The sequence below is a fragment of the Arthrobacter sp. fls2-241-R2A-172 genome, from assembly GCF_030208885.1.
In the GTDB taxonomy this organism is placed as follows: Bacteria; Actinomycetota; Actinomycetes; order Actinomycetales; family Micrococcaceae; genus Arthrobacter.
On the sequence record NZ_JARVTB010000007.1, the window covers coordinates 23,222 to 44,055 of the forward strand.

The 20,834-nt window shown below is 63.5% G+C and carries 22 protein-coding genes and 1 tRNA gene; 12 read left to right on the plus strand and 11 right to left on the minus strand.

The genetic code is table 11. The annotated features are described in order from the left end of the window. Positions 1-35: 35 nt before the first annotated feature. The 5 genes from disA to QRM57_RS12505 all read right to left on the minus strand — a co-directional run bounded on the left by disA (position 36) and on the right by QRM57_RS12505 (position 5,978). Positions 36-1,112 (minus strand): DNA integrity scanning diadenylate cyclase DisA, encoded by a 1,077-nt coding sequence (gene disA / locus QRM57_RS12485; RefSeq protein ID WP_235520341.1) that lies wholly within the window; start codon positions 1,110-1,112, stop codon positions 36-38. Between the two features lie 282 nt (positions 1,113-1,394). Then, positions 1,395-2,018 carry a Pr6Pr family membrane protein gene (locus tag QRM57_RS12490; protein WP_257370305.1) on the minus strand — a complete coding sequence of 208 codons (624 nt, stop codon included), beginning with the start codon at positions 2,016-2,018 and terminating at the stop codon, positions 1,395-1,397. A gap of 86 nt (positions 2,019-2,104) precedes the next feature. Further along, positions 2,105-3,337: a glycoside hydrolase family 26 protein gene (locus QRM57_RS12495; RefSeq protein ID WP_284986850.1), complete on the minus strand. Its 1,233-nt coding sequence runs from the start codon at positions 3,335-3,337 to the stop codon at positions 2,105-2,107. A gap of 83 nt (positions 3,338-3,420) precedes the next feature. Further along, a complete protein-coding gene (gene radA / locus QRM57_RS12500) occupies positions 3,421-4,803 on the minus strand; it encodes a DNA repair protein RadA (RefSeq protein WP_235520338.1) in 1,383 nt (460 codons plus the stop codon). A 47-nt stretch (positions 4,804-4,850) separates the two neighbouring features. Further along, positions 4,851-5,978, minus strand: a complete 1,128-nt coding sequence (locus tag QRM57_RS12505; RefSeq protein WP_284986851.1) for an FUSC family protein — start codon at positions 5,976-5,978, stop codon at positions 4,851-4,853. A 237-nt stretch (positions 5,979-6,215) separates the two neighbouring features. On the opposite strand from QRM57_RS12505, the gene pstS reads away from it, so the two are divergent. The 4 genes from pstS (at position 6,216) to pstB (ending at position 10,354) form a co-directional block, all read left to right on the plus strand. Further along, complete coding sequence (gene pstS / locus QRM57_RS12510) at positions 6,216-7,337, plus strand: phosphate ABC transporter substrate-binding protein PstS (RefSeq protein WP_235520336.1); 1,122 nt, start codon at positions 6,216-6,218, stop codon at positions 7,335-7,337. Positions 7,338-7,475: 138 nt separating this feature from the next. Then, entirely contained in the window at positions 7,476-8,408 is a 933-nt protein-coding gene (gene pstC / locus QRM57_RS12515) for a phosphate ABC transporter permease subunit PstC (protein WP_235520335.1), read from the plus strand. After that, positions 8,409-9,512 carry a phosphate ABC transporter permease PstA gene (pstA, locus tag QRM57_RS12520; protein ID WP_257370302.1) on the plus strand — a complete coding sequence of 368 codons (1,104 nt, stop codon included), beginning with the start codon at positions 8,409-8,411 and terminating at the stop codon, positions 9,510-9,512. 62 nt (positions 9,513-9,574) lie between these two features. Beyond that, on the plus strand, positions 9,575-10,354 hold the full coding sequence (gene pstB / locus QRM57_RS12525) for a phosphate ABC transporter ATP-binding protein PstB (protein ID WP_235520333.1): 780 nt from the start codon (positions 9,575-9,577) through the stop codon (positions 10,352-10,354). A gap of 95 nt (positions 10,355-10,449) precedes the next feature. On the opposite strand, the gene QRM57_RS12530 is transcribed toward pstB, so the two are convergent. Both QRM57_RS12530 and QRM57_RS12535 read right to left on the minus strand, forming a co-directional pair. After that, positions 10,450-11,472, minus strand: coding sequence for an inorganic phosphate transporter (locus tag QRM57_RS12530; RefSeq protein ID WP_284986852.1), 1,023 nt, complete (start codon positions 11,470-11,472; stop codon positions 10,450-10,452). Between the two features lies 1 nt (position 11,473). Continuing rightward, positions 11,474-12,091, minus strand: coding sequence for a DUF47 domain-containing protein (locus QRM57_RS12535; RefSeq protein ID WP_257370300.1), 618 nt, complete (start codon positions 12,089-12,091; stop codon positions 11,474-11,476). Positions 12,092-12,289: 198 nt separating this feature from the next. Here QRM57_RS12535 and QRM57_RS12540 point away from each other — a divergent pair, with 198 nt between their 5' ends. After that, on the plus strand, positions 12,290-13,027 hold the full coding sequence (locus QRM57_RS12540) for a hypothetical protein (protein ID WP_284986853.1): 738 nt from the start codon (positions 12,290-12,292) through the stop codon (positions 13,025-13,027). A 231-nt stretch (positions 13,028-13,258) separates the two neighbouring features. Here the strand turns inward: QRM57_RS12540 and QRM57_RS12545 are convergent, their stop codons facing one another. After that, positions 13,259-13,918 (minus strand): hypothetical protein, encoded by a 660-nt coding sequence (locus QRM57_RS12545; RefSeq protein WP_235520328.1) that lies wholly within the window; start codon positions 13,916-13,918, stop codon positions 13,259-13,261. A 134-nt stretch (positions 13,919-14,052) separates the two neighbouring features. Between QRM57_RS12545 and QRM57_RS12550 the strand changes: the two genes are divergently transcribed. Continuing rightward, positions 14,053-14,125: transfer RNA gene (locus QRM57_RS12550), tRNA-Lys, on the plus strand. 70 nt (positions 14,126-14,195) lie between these two features. Here QRM57_RS12550 and QRM57_RS12555 read toward each other — a convergent pair. Together QRM57_RS12555 and QRM57_RS12560 are read right to left on the minus strand one after the other, a co-directional pair. Next, entirely contained in the window at positions 14,196-14,840 is a 645-nt protein-coding gene (locus QRM57_RS12555) for a class I SAM-dependent methyltransferase (protein ID WP_284986854.1), read from the minus strand. Positions 14,841-14,899: 59 nt separating this feature from the next. Beyond that, positions 14,900-15,274 (minus strand): hypothetical protein, encoded by a 375-nt coding sequence (locus QRM57_RS12560; protein ID WP_284986855.1) that lies wholly within the window; start codon positions 15,272-15,274, stop codon positions 14,900-14,902. 168 nt (positions 15,275-15,442) lie between these two features. Between QRM57_RS12560 and QRM57_RS12565 the strand changes: the two genes are divergently transcribed. Next, positions 15,443-16,543 (plus strand): D-TA family PLP-dependent enzyme, encoded by a 1,101-nt coding sequence (locus QRM57_RS12565; protein ID WP_284986856.1) that lies wholly within the window; start codon positions 15,443-15,445, stop codon positions 16,541-16,543. Here QRM57_RS12565 and QRM57_RS12570 read toward each other — a convergent pair. Then, entirely contained in the window at positions 16,540-17,061 is a 522-nt protein-coding gene (locus QRM57_RS12570) for a flavin reductase family protein (protein ID WP_284986857.1), read from the minus strand. The genes QRM57_RS12565 and QRM57_RS12570 overlap by 4 nt on opposite strands. A gap of 199 nt (positions 17,062-17,260) precedes the next feature. Between QRM57_RS12570 and QRM57_RS12575 the strand changes: the two genes are divergently transcribed. From QRM57_RS12575 to QRM57_RS12595, 5 genes are read left to right on the plus strand one after another with little or no spacing between them, the layout of a single operon-like run. Continuing rightward, positions 17,261-17,563, plus strand: a complete 303-nt coding sequence (locus QRM57_RS12575) for an urease subunit gamma (RefSeq protein WP_235520323.1) — start codon at positions 17,261-17,263, stop codon at positions 17,561-17,563. A gap of 9 nt (positions 17,564-17,572) precedes the next feature. Continuing rightward, positions 17,573-17,941, plus strand: a complete 369-nt coding sequence (locus QRM57_RS12580) for an urease subunit beta (RefSeq protein ID WP_257370294.1) — start codon at positions 17,573-17,575, stop codon at positions 17,939-17,941. Further along, the gene (gene ureC / locus QRM57_RS12585; protein ID WP_284986858.1) at positions 17,938-19,668 is read left to right on the plus strand and encodes an urease subunit alpha; all 1,731 of its coding nucleotides are present in this window, start codon (positions 17,938-17,940) and stop codon (positions 19,666-19,668) included. The genes QRM57_RS12580 and ureC overlap by 4 nt, the downstream gene beginning before the upstream one ends. Positions 19,669-19,675: 7 nt before the next feature. Continuing rightward, entirely contained in the window at positions 19,676-20,152 is a 477-nt protein-coding gene (gene ureE, locus QRM57_RS12590; RefSeq protein ID WP_284986859.1) for an urease accessory protein UreE, read from the plus strand. Next, the gene (locus QRM57_RS12595; RefSeq protein ID WP_284986860.1) at positions 20,133-20,813 is read left to right on the plus strand and encodes an urease accessory protein UreF; all 681 of its coding nucleotides are present in this window, start codon (positions 20,133-20,135) and stop codon (positions 20,811-20,813) included. Before ureE ends, QRM57_RS12595 begins: the two co-directional genes overlap by 20 nt. Positions 20,814-20,834 lie beyond the last annotated feature (21 nt).

The following is a 20,834-nucleotide window of genomic DNA, read 5'->3' on the forward strand; positions in this document are numbered from 1 at the left end:
TCCACGCCAGTAACGTTCGACGGCGGCAGTCGCCTTTAGAGGAAACGGTCCAGCAGGCTGGCTTCGGCCATGCGGCTCAAGCCCTCGCGGACCGTGCGGGCGCGCTGGTCGCCGATGCCGTCCACAGTCATCAGGTCGTCGATGGTTGCAGCCATGAGGTTCTGCAGGCCACCGAAATAGTCCACCAGGCGGTCGGCCACAGCCTTGGGCACGGACTTGAGCCCGGACAGCAGGCGGTATCCGCGGGGCTGGACCACCGCATCCAACTGTTCCACGCCGCCGGCGAAACCGATGATGTGGGCGATGCGGCTGAGGTCGATCAGCTCCGTGGGCCCAAGGTTGAGGAGGGCCTGGACGGCTTCTTCGATCTGCTCCGGGGTGGCGTCCGGGTCCGAGTAGTCGCGGATAATGACTTCGCTGCCAGGGCCGCGGCCTACCGTGAGCTCCTCTACCTGGAGGGACAACAGGCGTCCATCCTCACCAAGTTCCAGGACGTACTGGGCGATTTCTTCGGAGATGCGACGGACCATCTCCTGCCGCTGCAGCGTCACGGCAACGTCCCTGACGGTGACCAGGGCCTCGATCTCCAAGGCCGAAAGCGAGCTGGTGACCTGGTCCAGCCTGGCGCTGTAGCGTTCCAGCGTAGCAAGGGCCTGGTTGGCGCGGGCCAGGACCTTCTCGGAACCTTCCAGCACGTGGCGCAACCCGTTCACGTACAGGGCGATGATCTGCATGGACTGGCTGACGGAAATGACGGGGACACCGGTTTGGATGGCCACGCGTTCGGCGGTGCGATGCCTGGTGCCGGATTCCTGGGTTTCGATGCTGGAATCCGGAACAAGCTGCACTGCGGCCCGGACGATGTTACTGGCATCCTTGTCGCAGATGATGGCGCCGTCCATCTTGGCGAGCTCGCGCAAACGTGTGGGGGAGAAGTCGATGCCGATATCGAATCCGCCGGAACAGATGGAGTCGATGGTCCTGTCCGATCCGAGCACAATCAAGGCGCCGGTACGTCCACGAAGGATGCGCTCAAGGCCATCACGTAACGGAGTTCCGGGTGCGACTCTGGCCAGGGTCGCCTTGAGCGACTCTTCCGGGCTCCGGGCCATGGGGTTTCCCTTCGAAGGTGCAAGCCTCGGCTTACAAACAAGCTGAATCCGGCATCAGGGGACACGCGAAGAAATGCCCCTTTGACGACTAGCACCATGATAGGGCTTCCGGACGCCATTAACCGCACCAGCAAGCCCCAAAGTGGGTCATTTCGTTATGTTCGGGCAGCCGCGGAAGAGGCTACATTCGGCTCTGCGGCGGGGCCCACTTTGGGAAAGCAGCCCGTTGACGTGGGCGGATATAACAAGTTGGTGTAGTTAATTACGCGCGGGCCAATCCACTCAGTAATCCACTTGCCGCTTCATCTTGTTGCCCAGCCACATCATCGCCAGGCTCACCACGAGGAAACCCACGGAAATGGCCAGCGCGAAGATCACGACGCCACCCCAACCACCGGCCCGGGCAGGATCAATGAACCAGTACGGGTACCAATTGACCAAAGCTCCCCGGATCAGGCTGTAGGCCAGGTACCCAATGGGGTACAGCAGCCAATACCAGATGTGCTTCGGCCGGAGGGTGGTCCTCGGCGGCTGGAAGAGCCAGTCCGCCACCATCACCACGGGCATCAGGTAGTGCACCACGAAATTAACCCATGGCAGCAGGGATCCGAGGTCCTCCCCGGCCAGAAGAGCACCGAACACCAAGCCCACCACGGCCATGGCGATCGTGGCCGTGCCGCGCGTGACGTCGTCAGCCTCGCTAGGCCGTTTCCGGACCAGGACCCTGTACCCGCTGATCAGCAGCACAAGTGCCGCGAAGATGTTGGACAGGTTGGTGAAGTAGGAAAAGAAATTCCAGACGTCGTACCCCAAGCCCACATGAACCGTCAGCTGCGCACCAACAGCCACCAAGGTCAAAAGGCCAAAGAAGAAGCGTCCCCCAATAAGCACATTCCGCTTTGTCATGGACCAATCCTTGCCTACCGTCCAGCCGGATAAGGAACGACACCCCGGAAGGGTTAACGGATCAGCGGCTCGTAGGGCCCGCCTCCCTACGGCTTGGCCTGGCAGGGCTGGTCCGGGCCGTACTGGAACCATTCCGGCAACGCAGCTGTGAAGGCTTCCCGCACGGCCGGCGTGTTGGAAATAGTCCAGTCAACGCGGCCCTTGACCTCGATTTCCTGCTTGTCCCATTCGAACCAGTTGATCATCTTCAGCAAGGGGAACTGCTGATGGGTTGCAGGGCTGAAGACCTGGTTCCACCAGGCCTCCTTGATGGCCAGTTCCTGTTCCCCTCCGGCCGACGGAGCGAAGAGCGCCGCCGTTTCAGGGATGGCTACCGGCTTGCCGTGCTGGACGCCGTAGACGTTGTAGAAATCGGGCAGCAGCGTGTCGTCACCGTTGGCGCCGGAATATGTTCCCGTGAGCTGCTGCGTGAATTTGTTGGGCTCAGGGAGTTCGTTCTCACCCCACGGATATTTGTTGCCCCAGTGGTACAGCGACATGCCCACCCAGTCCACGGCCTCATCACCCGGGTAATAGGGCGAATACGCGTCATCGTTCATCGTCAGTGCGCCGTCGCCGTTAGTGTCCAAGGCAGCGAATTCCGGGGTCCCCGGCTTGGCCTCGAACTGGCCCCCGGCGAAGGGGTAACCGCCGCCGTAGTTGGGTGCCCACATCATGGCTGAACCGGGCGCGTCCCTATGTACTGCCTTGGCAAGCGTCTGAAACGCGGCCACGTATTTTTGGGGCTGCTGCGACCACGCGTACCAGGAGCCGTTCATCTCGTGCGCGAACCGGACGATGACCGGGACGCCCTCCTTGTTGAACCGCGCCAAGTCCTTGGCCAAGGCCGTGGCTGTGTCATCGGTGACGGCGTTCAAGCCCTGGGCAGGCTCCAGCGTCAGGAGCATCATGCGGCCGTCTGCGTGGATCTGCTCAACGGCCTTCTGGAGGTCTTCTTCATCCTTGGGTGTCAACGGAAAGCCGGTGAATGAAACACTGACGGCGGGTCTGTGGCCCAGGTCTTTGGCGAATGTCGCCAAGGACTTGGAATGGTAATCCAGATTGACGCCAAACAACGTCCCGTTCGCCGGGGCCAGTTCGCTTCGCGGAGTGACTTCGCAGGCCGCGGCCGACGGCGTTGCAGCTGCCTCCCGCTGGGACAGTGAGTTGGCGAAGTTAACCCCGGCTATACCGAGTACCGCCAAGCCAATCACCGCCGGCAACGTGAACGCCCTCAACAGCTCGGCGCGGTTCTCCTTGCGGGACGCGCTGTCTTCCACTGGTTGCTCCCCCAAAAACAAACACCGAGCCTTCCTGAGCTGCGCTTTCGTCCTATCCTAGGGATCCGCGGTCCGCAGCTCAATCATGATGCCTGAGTAATCAGCAACTCCAACGCCTCTGCCAAGTGGCCCACCTCGCGCACAGAGAAGCCCTCGGGAATCACACCTGCCCCCGCCGGGCTTGCCGGAACGATCGCGTGGGTGAATCCGAGACGGTGTGCCTCCTGGATGCGCTGGTTGATTCCGGGAACAGGACGGACCTCGCCGGCCAGCCCGACTTCGCCGAAAGCGATGAGTCTCTGGGGGAGTGCCTTCCGCGACTTCGCCGAGGCAACAGCCAACGCCACCGCCAGGTCAGTGGCCGGTTCCGTCAGCTTCACCCCGCCCACGGTGGCAACGTAGGAGTCATCCTTGTGCAGCATGCACCCGGCCCGCTGTTGAAGGACCGCCAGCAGCATGGCCACCCGTGAGCTCTCCAGCCCACTCGTTGCGCGCCGGGGCTGGGAATTGGGGCTCTCCGCAAGGAGCGATTGCACCTCGGCGAGCAAGGGGCGCCGGCCCTCCATGGTCACCGTGATGCACGTGCCGGACACCGGTTCACGCGTGCGCGACACGAAAAGCCCGCTTGGGTCCGCCAGGCCTTCAATGCCGGACTCGTTGAGGTCGAAGCAGCCGACATCGTCCGTGGCACCATAGCGGTTTTTGACCGCCCGCAGCAGGCGAAGGCGGGAGTGGCGCTCGCCTTCGAACTGGCACACCACATCCACCAAGTGCTCCAGCAGGCGCGGCCCGGCGATGGTGCCTTCCTTGGTCACGTGGCCCACCAAAAGGGTTGTCATGTTTCGTCGTTTGGCAGCGGCGATGATCGAGGCAGCTACCTCACGTACCTGTGACACACCGCCCGCGCTGCCCTCCACGTCTGCACTGCTGAGCGTCTGGACTGAGTCGACAATGAGCAGCTTCGGCTCAAGCTTTTCCACCTGGCCAAGGGCCTGTCCCAGATCCGTCTCAGCTGAGAGGTAGAGGGTGTGCGCGACGGCGTCAATCCGTTCGGCGCGCAGCTTCACCTGAGCGGCAGACTCCTCGCCGGTGACGTACAGGACGTCCTGGCCCGTGCGCGCGAACTTTGCCGCGACGTCCAGCAGCAGCGTGGACTTTCCGACGCCGGGTTCCCCGGCCAGGAGGATGACAGCGCCTGGCACAAGCCCTCCACCGAGTACGCGGTCGAGTTCGTCCACCCCGGTAGGCAGGAACGCGGCGGTTGTTCCATCAACCTCAGCGATACGGCGGGCCGGTTCCAGGACGGTGGCGGCCGCCGTCGTACGTGCCACTGTGGCGCCGTATTCCTCCACGGTTCCCCATGCCTGGCATTCGCCGCAGCGGCCCACCCATTTGATGGCCGTCCAGCCGCATTCGGCGCACTTGTAGGCGGGGGTCTTTGATGCGCGGGAAGTCTTTGAAGCCATGGGTCCAAGCGTAGTGGCGGGGGCCGACACTATTGGCCCAGGAGGAGCTACAGCGGTGGGAGGACCGTCCGTGCCTCTTCCGGTTCCATTCCGCTGGCCTCCAGCAGGTCCACCATGAGAGGGCGGAACAGCATGACCACGGTCTCGCCCTCGAGCCGTTGGACGTCGAGCATCTTCGGGTGGAGCCGGGCGGCGATGTCACTGAGGTCGTTCCGGGCGCGACGCAGATGGACCCGCCGGGTACCCTCGCTTTGTTCGGCGAGCCCGATGGTCATCTCGTCTATTGCGGCCGCGGTTTCCTGCAGGACCTCGGAGATGCTGTCGATCGCTTCGTCGGAGAGTGCCGCGTGGTTGATGGCACTGGTCAGGCGTCGCGCGAACACACGGCTGTTGCGCAAGGCCAGATCGATGTACTCCAACGAATGTTCCAGGCTTGCCAGTTCGTCGCGATGCCTCCGGTGTGCGGGAGCAAGTGTGGCTACCTCGCCGGAAGCACGCAGGGTCTGCCGCATCCTGTCCACCAGCGGTTGGCAATTGCGACCGCGGATCAGGGCGTGCCAGGCCATGGTGGAGTCGCTCTCGATCATGGCCTTGGCGCATTCCCGCAACACTTCGGCGAGCTCGTGCAGGATCTGTTGGACGTCCTTGCGCGGCTCCCTGCGCGGATCCTTGGGCACCAGGATGGTCACCAGCAGCGCACACACGCCACCCACCACAGCATCAATGCTGCGCGTGAACGGCCCGCCGGCCGGAGCCGGAAGCAGCACCACCAACAACGACTGCAGCCCCAGTTGGGTAGTGAAGATGGTGCCGCTGTCCAGGAACCTGGCCAACAGGATGGAGAAGAGAAGAACGACGGCGGCCTGCCAGATCCCAGCGCCCAGCCAGTGGAGCAGCAAGTCGCCAACAACGATCCCGAGGGTGCAGCCAAGGCCCACCTCGATAACCCGGCGCAGGCGGGGGTCCCGGGAGAAGCCCAAGGCAATCAGGGACGACGTGGCAGCAAACAGGGGACCCTGGTGGCCCAGCACGTATTCGGCAAAGGCGTAGGCACCAACGGCGCACACTGTCATTTGGATGGCCGGTGTCAACGAACTCCGGCTGCGAACCAAGCCGGTCCGGACCCTGGCGCGCAGAAACCTCTTGCTTGCAGAAAATCCCTTCGCGGCAGCCATGTGCTCCAGTCTATTTGTCCTGGCATCCGCAACGACGGCAACCCGGGCGACGCTCAAGGTGGCGCGCGCCACATCACCCAATGGTCCGCCGTCGTTCATCTCCTGTTCACCTTCCACCACAGGTCCCGTTACCTGCGCTCCTTACCTTCAGTAAAGGAACAAAAAGGTCCACAGCTCGCGCACGCCGAAATCTCCGTTCGGCCCGCATCGAAGAATCCCTGGAAGGGGCACATCCAAGTGAAGGCAACTCACTTCGGCCGCAACGCGGCAATCGCGGTCATCGCAGCCGGCGCTCTCGCGCTCACTGCTTGCGGTTCAGACAACGCAACGGGCACTCCGGCCGGCACCCAGTCGGCAGCCTCCGGAACCAAGGTCACCGGCACCCTGACCGGCATTGGCGCCTCCTCCACCGGCGCAGCCATGGACGCCTGGAAGGCCGGCTTCGCAACCGCAAACCAGGGCGCCACCGTGCAGTACTCACCGGATGGCTCCGGCGCAGGCCGCAAGGCGATCATCGACGGCTCGGCACAGTTCGCCGGCTCGGACGCCTACCTGAAGGACGACGAGCTTGCTGCCTCCAAGGCCAAGTGCGGCCCCGAGGGTGCCATCAACCTCCCCGTCTACATCTCCCCGATCGCCGTCGCCTTCAACATTCCCAACGTCAAGGAACTGAAGCTCGACGCCGCTACGGTCGCCAAACTCTTCCGCGGCGAAATCGCCAACTGGAACGACCCCGCAATCGCCGCCCTCAACGCAGGCGTTACGCTCCCGGACCTCAAAGTCACCCCGGTGAACCGCTCTGACGACTCCGGCACCACCAGCAACTTCACCGACTACCTGGCAGCTGCAGCTCCCGAGGTCTGGACCGACAAGGCTGCCGGCGTATGGCCCGCATCCCTGAAGGGCGAAAACGCCAAGGGCACCTCCGGCGTCGTCAAGACCGTCACCGACACCCCCGGCGCCGTGACCTACGCTGACGACTCCGCTGTTTCCGGCAAGCTCGGTACCGCTTCCATCAAGGTCGGCGAAGAGTTCGTCAAGATCTCCGCAGACGCTGCCGCCAAGGCTGTCGAAGCCGGCAAGCCTGTTGACGGCCGCGCCGCCAACGACGTCGCCATCAAGCTGGACCGCAAGACCACCGCAGCGGGCGCCTACCCCGTAGTCCTCGTCTCGTACCACGTTGTCTGCACCACCTACGAGACCAAGGCAGTTGCCGATCTGGTCAAGGCCTTCGAAACCTACGTCGTTTCCGACGAAGGACAGAAGACCGCAGCTGACGCCGCAAAGTCCGCACCGCTCTCCAAGACGCTGCAGGACAAGGCCAAGGCCGCTATCGAAACCATCAAGGCCAAGGCCTAAGGTTTCCCGGCGGGTTTGCTGAACCCGGCTGAACACTGAAGTTCCCTGTCCCGCACTCCGGTGGCCACCGCGGCACCGGACCGGGGCAGGGAACTTAGCCATGTAAGACCAGTTCACTCCAGACTGAAGGATCGTGAAGTGACCACCAACTCCCTGACAACCTCCCAAGGCGCAGGACGCGCCGGGGACAAGGTTTTCTCCGGGGCCGCCATGGCCGCAGGGTGCCTGATTCTCGCGGTTCTCTTCGGAGTCGCGTTGTTCCTTGTGGTGCAGGCGATCCCTGCGTTGACCGCACCTCCCGAGAGCATCCAGGGCGGCCACGGCTTCTTCGCCTACATCGCCCCGATCGTGGTGGGCACGCTCATCGCGGCCGTGATCGCCCTCGTCATCGCCACTCCGGTAGCGATCGGCGTGGCCCTGTTCATCTCGCACTACGCCCCACGCCGGCTCGCTTCCGGCCTCGGCTATGTGGTGGACCTCCTCGCAGCCATCCCCTCCGTCGTCTACGGCGCATGGGGTGCAGCCTTCCTGGCCAAGGAAATCTCTCCGGCGTATGACTGGCTGGCCAACAACCTCGGCTGGATCCCGATCTTCGCGGGTCCGGCATCCGCAACCGGCAAGACCATCCTGACCGCAGGCATCGTCCTGTCCGTCATGGTCCTCCCCATCATCACCTCCCTGTCCCGCGAAATCTTCCTGCAGACCCCCAAGCTGCACGAAGAAGCAGCGCTCGCACTGGGAGCAACCCGCTGGGAAATGATCAAGATGGCCGTGCTGCCCTTCGGTCGCCCGGGCATCGTCAGCGCGATCATGCTGGGCCTCGGCCGCGCACTGGGAGAGACCATGGCTGTTGCCCTGGTGCTGTCCTCCGGCGTCCTGACCGCCAGCCTCATCCAGTCCGGCAACCAGACCATCGCCGCCGAGATCGCCCTGAACTTCCCCGAAGCCAGCGGCCTCAAGGTCAATACGCTGATCGCCGCCGGCCTGGTGCTGTTCGTTATCACGCTGGGCGTGAACATGATCGCCCGCTGGATCATCACCCGGCACAAAGAATTCTCGGGAGCCAACTAAATGACCGCCACAGCAGTCCGTAAACGCTCCGCGCTCACCAAGGGCCAACTGCCCAAGTCCGCGCCCTACATTGTGCTGGCCGTCGCGCTCGTCGTGGGTGCGGCCATTCTGGCGCTCATCGGGTTCAACGCCTTCGGCTGGGGCCTGGTCTCCGCGATCCTGTTCGCAGTGGGCCTCGTTTCCTGGAGCGGAGCCGTTGAAGGCGCCCGCAAAGCCAAGGACCGGCTCGCCACCTGCCTGGTTGTCGGGGCCTTCCTGATCGCGCTCCTGCCGCTGATTTCGGTGATCTGGACCGTGCTGGTCAACGGCATCCCGGGCCTCATCACCCCAGGCTTCCTGGGCACCTCCATGAACGGTGTCACCGGCGCCTTCGACAACAAAGCAGCGGAAGACGGTGCGCCCGTCCTCGGCGGTATTTACCACGCCCTGCTTGGCACCATCCAGATCACGCTTCTTGCCACGGTCATTTCCGTGCCTGTGGGCCTGCTGACCTCCATCTACCTGGTGGAATACGGCAACGACCGTCCGCTGGCCCGCGCCATCACGTTCTTCGTGGATGTCATGACAGGCATCCCGTCGATCGTGGCCGGCCTCTTCGCGGCAGCGTTCTTCTTCGCTATCGTCGGCCCCGGCACCAAGACCGGTGCGGTAGCCGCCGTCGCGCTTTCCGTCCTGATGATCCCGGTGGTGGTCCGCTCCAGTGAGGAAATGCTGAAGATCGTCCCTAACGAACTTCGCGAGGCCTCCTACGCGCTGGGCGTCCGTAAATGGCGCACCATCACCAAGGTGGTCATTCCGACGGCGATCTCCGGCATTGCGTCGGGCGTCACCTTGGCGATCGCACGCGTTATCGGCGAAACCGCGCCGATCCTGGTGACCGCAGGCTTTGCCACCACCATCAACAACAACGTGTTTGGCGGCTGGATGGCCTCGCTGCCCACGTTCATTTACACGCAGATCCTCAACCCGACGTCGCCGTCCAACCCTGGCCCCTCGGACCAGCGTGCATGGGGAGCCGCGCTGGTGCTGATCATCCTGGTGATGCTCCTGAACCTCGGAGCCCGCCTCATCGCCCGCATCTTCGCTCCGAAAACAGGACGCTAGCCGGGCCTGGCCCTTCAGGCCACGTTTACACTTCCAGAACCCCCAAGGAACAAAGGAACACCATGTCTAAGCGCATCGACGTCAAAGACCTGAATGTCTACTACGGCAATTTCCTGGCCGTTGAGGACGTCAACATCAACATCGAAGCCAAGTCCGTCACGGCCTTCATCGGCCCGTCCGGTTGCGGCAAGTCCACTTTCCTCCGCACGCTGAACCGCATGCACGAGGTCCTTCCCGGCGCACGCGTCGAGGGCGAGGTCCTGCTGGACGGGGACAACCTCTACGGCCCCGGTGTTGACCCGGTCACTGTCCGCACCCAGGTAGGCATGGTTTTCCAGCGGCCCAACCCGTTCCCCACCATGTCCATCCGCGACAACGTGCTGGCCGGCGTGAAGCTGAACAACAAGAAGATCTCCAAGGGCGCAGCTGATGCCCTGGTGGAGAAGTCCTTGGTGGGTGCCAACCTGTGGAATGAGGTCAAGGACCGCCTGGACAAGCCCGGTTCCGGCCTCTCCGGCGGCCAGCAGCAGCGCCTCTGCATCGCCCGTGCCATCGCCGTTGAACCCCAGGTGATCCTCATGGACGAGCCCTGCTCCGCACTGGACCCCATTTCCACCCTGGCCGTTGAGGACCTCATCAACGAGCTCAAGGACCAGTACACCGTGGTGATCGTGACCCACAACATGCAGCAGGCCGCCCGCGTTTCGGACAAGACCGCGTTCTTCAACATCGCCGGCACCGGCAAGCCCGGCAAGCTGATCGAGTTCGCTGACACCACCAGCATCTTCAACAACCCGGCCCAGAAGGCCACGGAAGACTACGTCTCCGGGCGCTTCGGATAAGCGGGAGGTAGGGTTCCGGCGTCTATGGGGGGAGCCGGCACATAACGACGGCGGCCGTCGCCTTGGGGGTACGGCCGCCGTCGTTTTTTCTTGCCCTAGTTGGGCAGTTTAGCGAGGGGGGAGAACGCCAATTCGAGGATGAAGGCGACGACGGCGGTCACTACCGGGGTTGCCACCCACAGCAGGAGGATCCTCCGCACCAGCCGGCGGTTGACGGTGTGGAAGCGCTGGTTGATCCCCGAACCGAGGACGGACGCCGTCAAGGTGTGGGTGGTGGAGAGCGGCAGCTGGAAGCCGATCGCACCGATGAAGAGCATGACGGACGTGAGGGTCTGGGCCACGAATCCACGCAGGGGATCTATCCGGATGAGCTTATGGCCCAGGGTGTGCGAGATCCTCCAGCCGCCCAACATCGTTCCCGCGGTGAGCATGACGGCCGTGAGCAGCAGGATCCACAGCGGCACGTTGTCCCCGCCTGACAACCCCGCGGCCACCATTGCCAGGAGAATGACCGCTGCTGTGCGCTGCCCGTCCTGGAGGCCGTGGCCGAAGGCGACTGCTGCGGTGGAGACGGCCTGTGCGCGCCGGAAACGCCTGTTCACCACATTGGGTTGTGTATAGCGGGCAGCCCAGGTGACCGGCCACACCAGCAGGTAGGCCGCCCCAAAGGCTATCAACGGGGACAGTACCAGGGGCAGGACCACTTGGGTCAGCACGACGCCGTCCACCCCGCCGATCGAGCTTTCGCCCACCAGGATGCTTGCGCTGCCGGCACCGATCAGGCCGCCCACCAGCGAGTTCGTGGAGGACAGGGGAACGCCCTTCCACCACGCGTAGATTCCCCACAAGATAGAGGCTGCCAGCGCTGAAGCGAGCATGGTCAGGCCGCCGGGGCCTGCAGGCAACGTGATCCACGATTGCGTGAAGGCGAGGATGAAGGTGCCGCTCAGCATGGCGCCCACAAAGTTGAAGATTGCCGCTAAAAGCACGGCGATGGATGGCGTGAGGGCGCGGGTCCGGGTGGACAGGGCCACCGCGTTGGAGACATCGCGGAAACCGTTGAGGAACGCGAACCCTGAGGCGAGCCCCACCACAAGGACAAGGAAGACGATGGTCACGTCAGGATTCCTTGACGATGATGCTGCCTACCTGGGTGGCGACCTTCCGCATGTCCTTGGTTACTTCCACCAGCTGGTTGGCGATGTCCCGGTGCCGTGCGTACTGCGCCGATTTCATGTCCTTGAGCATCTCGGCGACCCAGATCCGGTGGGTCCGTTCCGCGCGCTTGGCCAGGCGGAGGATCTCGATCCAGTAGTCCTCCAGCTCGTCCAGGTCTTCAAGCTTCCGCATGGCGTCCACGGTGAGCTCGGCTTGGCGGCTGATGATTTCCAGTTGGTCTGCGGCACGCTTGGGCAGCCGGTCCAGTTTGTAGAGGGACACCAGGTCTCCGGCGGCGTCAAGCTTCTCCATCGCCTCGTTGAGGTGGCGGGAGAGGGTGTACATGTCCTCGCGGGGGAGCGGATTCACGAAGCTGGTGCGCATGTGAGTCAGGAGGGCGAAGTGCAGGTCCAGGGACTTGGACTCGTGCTCGTGCAGTTCTTCGGCGAGGCGCTGGTGTTCGCTGGCTTGGGCTCCGAGGATTTCTGAGAGCGTCCCGGTGGCGGCCACGATGACACTGGCCATCTGCGCGAGCAGTACGAGTCCGGCGGGTTCCTGGGGGAAAAGGCGCAGCTTCATGTCGCTTCCGGGCTGGGGACGGATAGGGCGGCGGACGGCTTGACTTGACGCAGCCCGTTTCGTCCCCAACTTTACCGGTCCCGCGCGCCTGCTTGGTGAGCGCCCCGGCCCCGAAGGGCAGAGCTCCCCATCGCCGCGCCCCTTTCATCCATGCAAGACTTGGCGCGTCAATGAATTTATCCACTCAATGGGGGAATCGTGCGCATCAATAACACTGTGAAGATCACCAGCCTTGCGGCGGCGGGATTGCTCGCCTTGACCGCCTGTGGAGCTACTGCCACCAGCACGACGTCGGGTGGTTCCGAACCGTCGTCGTCCTCCTCTTCGGCCGCCTCAGCGGCTCCGTCCTCCTCCGCCTCCGCCTCCGCCTCGGCAGGTTCCGACGGGGCTGCAGCATCCTCGGGCTCGTACAAGGCAGCGGCCTGGGCCCTCCCGATCACGGACAAGGGCGACAAGCTTGGCAGCATGAAGGGCGACAGCTTCAGCGTCGACATCTACCAGGTGGCCACGGATGTAGCCTCCAGGGACAGCATGTTCCTGGACAAGGAAACCAAGGAAAACCTGCTGAAGAAGGGTGCGCCGATCGTCTACGTGAACTACGTGGTCACCAACACATCATCCGCTGACATCCCCTTGAGCCACTCGCTGGTCACTCCCAGTGCCAAGTACGCGGACTGGAAGTACCTCGGTGGCATGCCGTCCGACTCCAGCAGCGATGGCTTCAAGAAGTACGGACTGAGCAGCTCAGGCATGAAGCTCAAGGAAAAGGACCCGTTCGTATTGAAACCGGGCGAATCCTTCAACATCGCCGAGAACTTCGGCTACACGCCCGGCAAGGAGGCTGAGATCTCGGCCACCATGACTCCTGCGGCGGCGGACGGCAAGCTGGATCACGACAAGAAGGAACAGGCCAAAACCACGGTCACCCTGAAGTAGCTTGGCGCGTTTGCCCGGTCCGGCCCAGTGCTGGCCCGGGCATTCTGCAACCGGGCATAAAAATGGTGCCGAACCGGATACGCCTCTCGGCGGTAGGCCGCTCGAAGCGGCTATATGTTGAAGCCCGGGGGTTTCGCGGTTCGACACCAGTTTTAGTTTTCACCGTTGGGCGGGCTAAGTCAACATTGACAGTCCGCGCCCGACGTGGGTACGTTTCGCCCCTGCTGCTGCCTAGTCGAGCTCACCCAGGCGCCATGCATTGGCCGCATGCTCAAGGTCCTCGGCCGTTTTGACGAGCTGGTGCGAATTGCGCGTGAGCTTACTGGCGTGGCCTTCGTTGCTGTGCTCTGCGCCGTCGGCGAGGGTCGCCTGGCCGAGCGCCACCACGCGGCAGAAAGCGGCGGAACGTTCCAGCGCGACGTCGAACTCGCCGTCGAACGCGCCGGACAAAATGGCGTCAGCCATGGTCTTCATTTCGTCTGCGCCAGGCGGCTCCGCGGCGCCCGCTACGACGTTGGAAACCTGCGCGGTGTCGCGTCCGGCCCGGAAGTAGACGGAGATCCGCTCCGGGTTTTGGATGGTGGCGGCGCGAAGGGCGTAGAGCCGCCACAGCGCGCCGGGGAGGCTTCGCGCCGGGCTCTCGGCCCACATCTCTGCGATAGCCTCGAGGCCCTGCTCGTCCGCGAGCTTAACCAAGCGGCGGGTTACTTTGGGGTCGTCGCTGTCGCGTCCGCGCTTGACCAGCGCCTGGGCAGCGAGATGCGCAGCCTCCGAAACCCGCGCGGGGTCGGCGCCACCAGCGAACGGTTCGAAATCGATGGGCGCGAAGGGCTTCGGCTTGTGATGCCGGTTTGCTCCGCCGTACGCTCGCGGTTCTGGCTGTTCGCTCATGAGTTCACCGTACTCCTGTGCTCTGGCGGGGTCGAGTAACGGTTGCCTGGACGCTCGACGGCGCACGTCACCTTGAGTTCCTCGTCTGCCTTGACGTTGGGGTACAGTATTCATGGCTGTTTCTACAGCTGGAGGGGCCTTTAGCTCAGTTGGTAGAGCATCGGACTTTTAATCCGTGGGTCGTGGGTTCGATCCCCACAGGGCCCACCCTCCAAGACAGGCCGGAGACCTTGAGTCTCCGGCCTGTTTGTTTGCCTCAAGAGCCCTCGGTAATTCGTCAGTCCCGCCGGACAACGGTGTGCTCAGGGAACCAGTGCGGGACCGGGTGTGGGGTGGCGATGATCGACGCGTGGGGGCGCGCGTCTGGGTCTTTCCTGAAGTTTGAGCTGGTTACCAGGAATCCGGCTCTGTCGAGGCACTTCCCCATCTCCGCGACGGGCCAGAAGTAGGCGGGCATCACCGCGTGCGGGAACTTTTCGACAGTTTCGCCTTCGAAGAAGCCCATCAAGAGACTGCCTCCGGGTGCAAGGCAGCGGGCGAACTCCGCCAACACGGTGGGGATGTCGTCCGGGCTGGTGTGGATCAGGGAGTACCAGGCAAGGATGCCCGCCAAAGACTGGTCCGGGACCTGAAGTTGTTCCAGCGACCCCACACGGAATGCGGTGTTTGGATAGTGCTGCCTGGCGGATTCGATAAATTCCGGGACGATGTCCACACCCTCCGCGTCAACCCCAAGGGCATGAAGGAAGTTGGTCCATTGCCCGGGCCCGCACCCAGCGTCGATCACTTTGCCGTCGAGCCCGTGAGCCCAGGCCGCAATCAACGCCTGATCAGCGGGATGGGTGTTGTCGATGGTCCCGAAAAGCTCGGTGTACTCCTTGGCGCGTGCACCATAGGCAGATCTGACGGTTCCGCGTGACATGGGCACAGCCTATCGAGGCCCTCACCTGCGCAAACGTAGTGTGCCGCGAGGGCAGGCAATTAGGCGATCTGCTGCGTTCCGTCGTGGAACATGGGAAATGCGGAGATAGGTGTGACCGTGGCGGTCGGGCCGGGCTCCGGTTCCTGCGCCGTGGCTGCCCCGACAGGTTCGTCAACGGTCACGATCTCCATGGATTCCATGTCCAGCAGCCGTCGGCTTCCGGTCTCATCCTGAAGCCAGAAGAGTTCTGTTCCGGCCACCGTCTTGACCACGGTTCCCCGATGGTAGAGGCGGCCGTTGTGCCAGGCCTCGACATACTCGCCTGCGTTCAGTGCGTGGGCTGCTTCGGCAGTTCCCGGCATTGCGCCGAAGGCCTGGGCCAGGCTGGCCTGTGTCTTCAACGCCTGGAAAAGGTCCCTGTTCGCGATAGTCATGTGCGCTCCCTTCAACTGTCGCCGTCCGTATGCCCCCAGCCTTACGCATCTTTGTTGCAGGCGCGTTGCAAGGGGATGAGCGATGTGTGACGTGCCAAGCGAACCCTGCCGGCCGCCGTCGAACATGCCGGGCAGGCAGTCCGCGCCGCGGGCGTTAGTGTTTTAGGCATGAACGTGATCCCCGCCGAAGTGGTTACTCCTGCAGTCCTGATCGACGCCGATGTCCTTGACCGGAACATAGAGCGCATGGCGTCGAACATGCTCAGCCGGGGTCTGCGGCTTCGCCCGCACGTGAAGACGCACAAGACCCTGGAGATCGCCCGCAAGCAGTTGGCCGCCGGGGCTGAGGGGATCACGGTCGCCACCATCGGCGAGGCCGAGGTCTTCGCGGCGGACGGGGTGAGGGACATTTTCATCGCCTACCCGCTCTGGGTGGACGCGCCACGCGCTGAACGCCTGAGGGCGCTCGCGGCCTCAGGCCGGATCGCTGTGGGCGTGGATTCTGCGGAAAGCGCGACGGCGATGGGTCACCAGATGGGCGCGGACGCGGGGCGGATTGAGGTGCTCGTCGAAATCGACAGTGGGCATCACCGCAGCGGCGTGCTCCCTGGCGAAGCAGCGGACGTAGCCCGTGCCGCTGCTGGAGCGGGCCTGACGGTGGCGGGCGTGTTCACGTTCCCTGGCCACAGCTACAAACCGGGAATGCCCACCGGTGCCGCGAGCAACGAAAACGATGCACTGGGCCGGGCCGCGACGGCGTTGACCGAGGCGGGCTTCGAGGTGACCACCATCAGCGGGGGATCGACCCCGACGGCGCTCATCGCCGGGGAAACGGTAGCGACGGAGCTCCGTCCGGGCGTCTACGTGTTCGGCGACGCGCAGCAACTGGAACTGGAACGCTGCAAATGGGAGGACATCGCCCTGACGGTAGCCGCCACCGTCGTCAGCCGCCACGAGGCCACGGGTGGAAACGTGCGACGCGTTGTGGTGGATGCCGGCAGCAAAATATTGGGCAGCGACCGCCCGGATTGGGCCACCGGGTACGCTCGGCTGCCTGAATATCCGGAAGCCCGGGTCACCGCACTTTCGGAGCATCACGCCACAGTTGTGTGGCCGGATTCTGCCGAACTCCCTGCATTGGGTACCAGGCTTCGGGTCATCCCAAACCACGTGTGCCTGGCCATGAACTTGGTGGATGAGGTCACCGTGGTCCGCAATGGAACGGTGGTGGACACCTGGAGTGTGGCAGCCCGCGGGCGAAACAACTAGGCCACAGCCGGAATACCCTGGACCAGCGTGTGGAATTCGCGGTTGTGGTAGACCAACGGAGCGGAACTGGAAGCATTGGGCCTGATATCGAGGACCTCCGCGGCCAGGAGCACGGAACTGCCCAGGGCTGCCCGGTGGACGATATCGCAGCGCAGCGCCCATTGGGCCTCCCTGAGCAGGGGCTCACCCGTGGGCAGCACCTCCCAGTCCATGCTTTCGGTGAAACGTGGAGCTGCCGGGTCGGCGAAAGTCCGGACGAGGTCCAACTGGTCGGCGCTTACCAGGTGCACCACGATCGTCTGGGCTGCCGCAATGACGGAAGCGGATCGCCCGCTGGTGACAGAGAACGCCAGGGTCGGCGGATCGACCGCAACCGATGCCACCGATGATGCAGTGAGCCCTACCGCGCCGTCGGGTCCGGTAGCGGTAACTATTGCAACGCCTGCCGGATGGCCGCGGAACGCACTCTTGAAGAGCTCGCTGACTCGCGGGGATGGCACGGGTAGGGAACCGCTCATTCAAACACCTCTGGGGAACTGGCCGGGATGGCGCTGGATTTTGTGCGCGCACCGGAACTGATGCTAGGACCTCAACTTAAGTTGAGGTCAATTCCTGTAGATTCGACCAGCGGGTGAGACCATTTGGTAACCTGACCGAAACCTGCGCTCCCTAGGCTGGTTTCAACTTCATAGCCCATGCCCAGTTCCAGGAGAGCCGATGCATCTTTTGCCCCGTGAGCAAGAGAAACTCATGATCGTAGTGGCCGCCGACCTTGCCCGGCGCCGCCAAGGACGCGGGCTCAAGCTCAACTATCCCGAAGCTGTGGCGATCATCAGTTACGAGCTCATCGAAGGCGCCCGGGACGGCAAGACCGTAGCTGAGCTCATGAGCTACGGCACTACCCTTCTCCGCCGCGAAGACGTGATGGAAGGCGTGCCGGAAATGATCCATGACGTCCAGATCGAGGCCACCTTCCCTGACGGCACCAAGCTCGTCACCGTGCACAACCCCATCCGATAGGCGGCCCTCATGATCCCCGGTGAATACAGGCTCCAGCCAGGCTCCATTGCGTGCAACAGCGGCCGCGAGGCAATCGCCGTCGAAGTCGTCAACCGCGGCGACAGGCCCGTCCAGATTGGTTCGCATTACCACTTTGCAGAGGCGAACCGCGCCCTGGAATTCGACCGCAAAGCCGCCTACGGCCGCCGCCTGGACATTCCAGCAGGCACGGCGGCGCGCTTCGAGCCGGGAGACAGGAAGACTGTCCAGCTGATCGAGATCGCCGGGGCCCGCGAAGTCTTCGGCCTCAGCAACGCAGTGAACGGAAAGCTCGACGGCGGAACCGGGGTTGAGGGGTCAGCCCGCCCGGGCGTCGCAGCGGAAAGGGACCACCAGTGAGCTTCGAAATTCCCCGCCGGCAGTACGCCGAGCTTTACGGCCCGACGACGGGCGACGCCATTCGGTTGGCTGACACGGAGTTGTTCCTCGAAATCGAAAAGGATTACACCCTCTACGGCGAAGAAGTGGTCTTTGGGGGCGGCAAGGTAATCCGTGACGGCATGGGCCAGAACGGACAATTGACCCGCTCCGAAGACATTCCGGACACCGTCATCACCAACGTGATCGTCCTGGACTACACCGGCATCTACAAGGCGGACGTAGCCCTCAAGGACGGGCACATCTTCAAGATCGGCAAAGCCGGCAACCCCCAGATCACCGACGGCGTGGACATCGTCATTGGGGCCAGCACGGAGATCATCGCCGGAGAGAGGAAGATCCTCACTGCCGGCGGCATCGACACGCACATCCACTTCATTTCCCCGGAGCAAGTGCCCACGGCCCTGTGCAACGGCATCACGACGATGGTAGGCGGGGGCACCGGTCCGGCTGAAGGGACCAAGGCCACCACCATCACGCCCGGCGCCTGGCACATCTCGCGGATGCTTCAGGCCGTCGAGGGGCTTCCGGTCAACATCGGCCTGTTCGGCAAGGGCCACGCGTCCGCCGTCGAGCCCCTCGCCGAGCAGATCCGCGCAGGCGCCGTCGGGCTCAAAGTCCATGAGGACTGGGGATCCACTACGTCGTCCATAGATATGTCCCTGCGTGTGGCCGATGAATATGACGTCCAGGTGGCCATCCACACCGACACCCTGAACGAGTGCGGCTTCGTGGAAGACACCATCGCGGCAATCGACGGCCGCGTTATCCACACTTTCCATACCGAAGGCGCCGGGGGAGGGCATGCGCCGGACATCATCAAGATTGCCGGACTGCCCAACGTCCTTCCCGCGTCCACCAACCCCACGCTCCCGTACACGAAGAACACCATCGAAGAGCACCTGGACATGCTCATGGTGTGCCACCACCTCAACCCGGACATTCCCGAAGACGTGGCCTTCGCCGATTCCCGCATCCGTGCGGAAACGATCGCCGCCGAAGACGTGCTCCACGACCTCGGTATTTTCGCGATCACCTCATCCGACTCCCAGGCCATGGGACGGGTGGGCGAAGTGGTCACCCGCACGTGGCAGGTAGCTGACGCCATGAAGCGCCAACGGGGAGTTCTCCATGATCCGTCGGGCGCCTCCCATGGCTCGCCTGACAGCGACAACTTCCGGCTCAAGCGGTACGTCGCCAAGTACACGATCAACCCGGCCATCGCGCAGGGCATGGCGGACACCATCGGTTCGGTGGAACCGGGTAAGTTCGCCGATCTGGTCCTCTGGGATCCGGCGTTCTTCGGCGTGAAGCCGGAAGTAGTCATCAAGGGTGGCCAGATCGCCTACGCTCTCATGGGAGATTCAAACGGCTCCATCCCGACCCCGCAGCCCCGCACTATGCGGCCCATGTTCGCCACGTACGGCAAGGCCCTGCAACAGTCCTCCATCACCTTCCTCTCCAAGGCAGCCATCGAGGCTGGTGTGCCGGACGAGCTCGGCCTCGAACGCATCATCAAACCCGTTTCCGGCATCCGCAACCTCACCAAAGCGGACCTGAAGCACAACGGCGAAACCCCGGACATCGCCGTCGACCCCGAAACGTACCAAGTGACGGTCGACGGCGAAGAAGTCACCTCCCAGCCGTCCGACGTGCTGCCCATGGCGCAGCGCTACTTCCTCTTCTAGGACATCCATGATCATCGAAAGAATCCTCGGGAACCTGCACGAATTACCGGGCGACGCCTACGAGGGTCACCACAAGGAAAAGGTGGTGCTCCCCAGCAGCCTGCTGGTCAAGCGCATCCAGCGCGTCACCACCGATCACGGCAAGGAGCTCGGCATCCGGCTTCCCTCGGGAACAGGGGACCTGCGCGACGGCGACATCCTGGCCATCGAAGACACCAACCTGATTGTCATCTCCGTGCTGCCCACCGACGTCCTGGTGATCGCGCCCCGCAGCATCCATGAGATGGGAGTGGTGGCACATTCGCTTGGCAACCGGCACCTGCAGGCGCAGTTCTTTGATGCGTCGTCCGAGTACGGGGCCGAAGTCATGGTGTGCCAGTACGACCACACGGTCGAAGACTATGTGAAGAGCGTCGGCGTCCCCTACGACAGGCAAGAGCGGGTCATGCCGGTGCCGTTCCGCCATGCTGAGCACTCGCACTAGCTATCAGCTGGCTCTTCAACAGCTGACTGACTCGGCGCTACCTACAGGGGCGTTTGCCCACTCCTTGGGGTTTGAGGGCTACATTGAGCGCGGCCTTGTGGGTGATGAGGGCTCATTTGGTACCTGGCTGGGTGCCTTTGTGGGGCAGCAGCTGAGTTATTCCGATGGCTTGGCTGTCCGCTTCCTTTACGAAGGGGTGGATGTTGGATTGTTGGACCGCGTGTTGTCCGGGCAGTTGCTGGCCCGGGAGGTGCGGGAAGCTTCCCTGAAGATGGGCGGCCGCCTCCTGGAGATCGGCGGCGAGGTGTTCCCGTCCACGGGGTTGGAGGCCTACCGGGAGTTGGTCCGCGACGGCCGCGCATCGGGACACCAGCCCTTGGCCTTCGGTGTGATTGCCCGGTCGCTGGGGGTGCCCTTCGAGGAGGCGCTGTCGGCCTACCTCTTTGCCACCGTCACTTCCCTGACGCAGAACGCGGTACGCGCCATACCGCTCGGGCAGAACGCCGGGCAGCGGGTACTTCGGGACGCGCACGACGCCGTCGCTACCGCCATCAAGGTTGTAGCACAGCTGTGCTGGGACGACTTTGGGGCTGTGAGCCCCGGACTTGAAATTTCACAAATGCGGCACGAACGGCAACGTGCCCGCATGTTCATGAGCTAACTGATGCAAAGGAAAGAACAC

What these genes read in the sequence shown, in the direction of transcription:
- disA (WP_235520341.1), bottom strand. Translation starts at nt 1,112, where the DNA reads ATGGCCCGGAGCCCGGAAGAGTCGCTCAAGGCGACCCTGGCCAGAGTC.
- QRM57_RS12490 (WP_257370305.1), bottom strand. Translation starts at nt 2,018, where the DNA reads ATGACAAAGCGGAATGTGCTTATTGGGGGACGCTTCTTCTTTGGCCTT.
- radA (WP_235520338.1), bottom strand. Translation starts at nt 4,803, where the DNA reads ATGGCTTCAAAGACTTCCCGCGCATCAAAGACCCCCGCCTACAAGTGC.
- QRM57_RS12505 (WP_284986851.1), bottom strand. Translation starts at nt 5,978, where the DNA reads ATGGCTGCCGCGAAGGGATTTTCTGCAAGCAAGAGGTTTCTGCGCGCC.
- pstA (WP_257370302.1), top strand. Translation starts at nt 8,409, where the DNA reads ATGACCGCCACAGCAGTCCGTAAACGCTCCGCGCTCACCAAGGGCCAA.
- pstB (WP_235520333.1), top strand. Translation starts at nt 9,575, where the DNA reads ATGTCTAAGCGCATCGACGTCAAAGACCTGAATGTCTACTACGGCAAT.
- QRM57_RS12535 (WP_257370300.1), bottom strand. Translation starts at nt 12,091, where the DNA reads ATGAAGCTGCGCCTTTTCCCCCAGGAACCCGCCGGACTCGTACTGCTC.
- QRM57_RS12545 (WP_235520328.1), bottom strand. Translation starts at nt 13,918, where the DNA reads ATGAGCGAACAGCCAGAACCGCGAGCGTACGGCGGAGCAAACCGGCAT.
- QRM57_RS12555 (WP_284986854.1), bottom strand. Translation starts at nt 14,840, where the DNA reads ATGTCACGCGGAACCGTCAGATCTGCCTATGGTGCACGCGCCAAGGAG.
- QRM57_RS12560 (WP_284986855.1), bottom strand. Translation starts at nt 15,274, where the DNA reads ATGACTATCGCGAACAGGGACCTTTTCCAGGCGTTGAAGACACAGGCC.
- QRM57_RS12565 (WP_284986856.1), top strand. Translation starts at nt 15,443, where the DNA reads ATGAACGTGATCCCCGCCGAAGTGGTTACTCCTGCAGTCCTGATCGAC.
- QRM57_RS12570 (WP_284986857.1), bottom strand. Translation starts at nt 17,061, where the DNA reads ATGAGCGGTTCCCTACCCGTGCCATCCCCGCGAGTCAGCGAGCTCTTC.
- QRM57_RS12575 (WP_235520323.1), top strand. Translation starts at nt 17,261, where the DNA reads ATGCATCTTTTGCCCCGTGAGCAAGAGAAACTCATGATCGTAGTGGCC.
- QRM57_RS12580 (WP_257370294.1), top strand. Translation starts at nt 17,573, where the DNA reads ATGATCCCCGGTGAATACAGGCTCCAGCCAGGCTCCATTGCGTGCAAC.
- ureE (WP_284986859.1), top strand. Translation starts at nt 19,676, where the DNA reads ATGATCATCGAAAGAATCCTCGGGAACCTGCACGAATTACCGGGCGAC.
- QRM57_RS12595 (WP_284986860.1), top strand. Translation starts at nt 20,133, where the DNA reads ATGCTGAGCACTCGCACTAGCTATCAGCTGGCTCTTCAACAGCTGACT.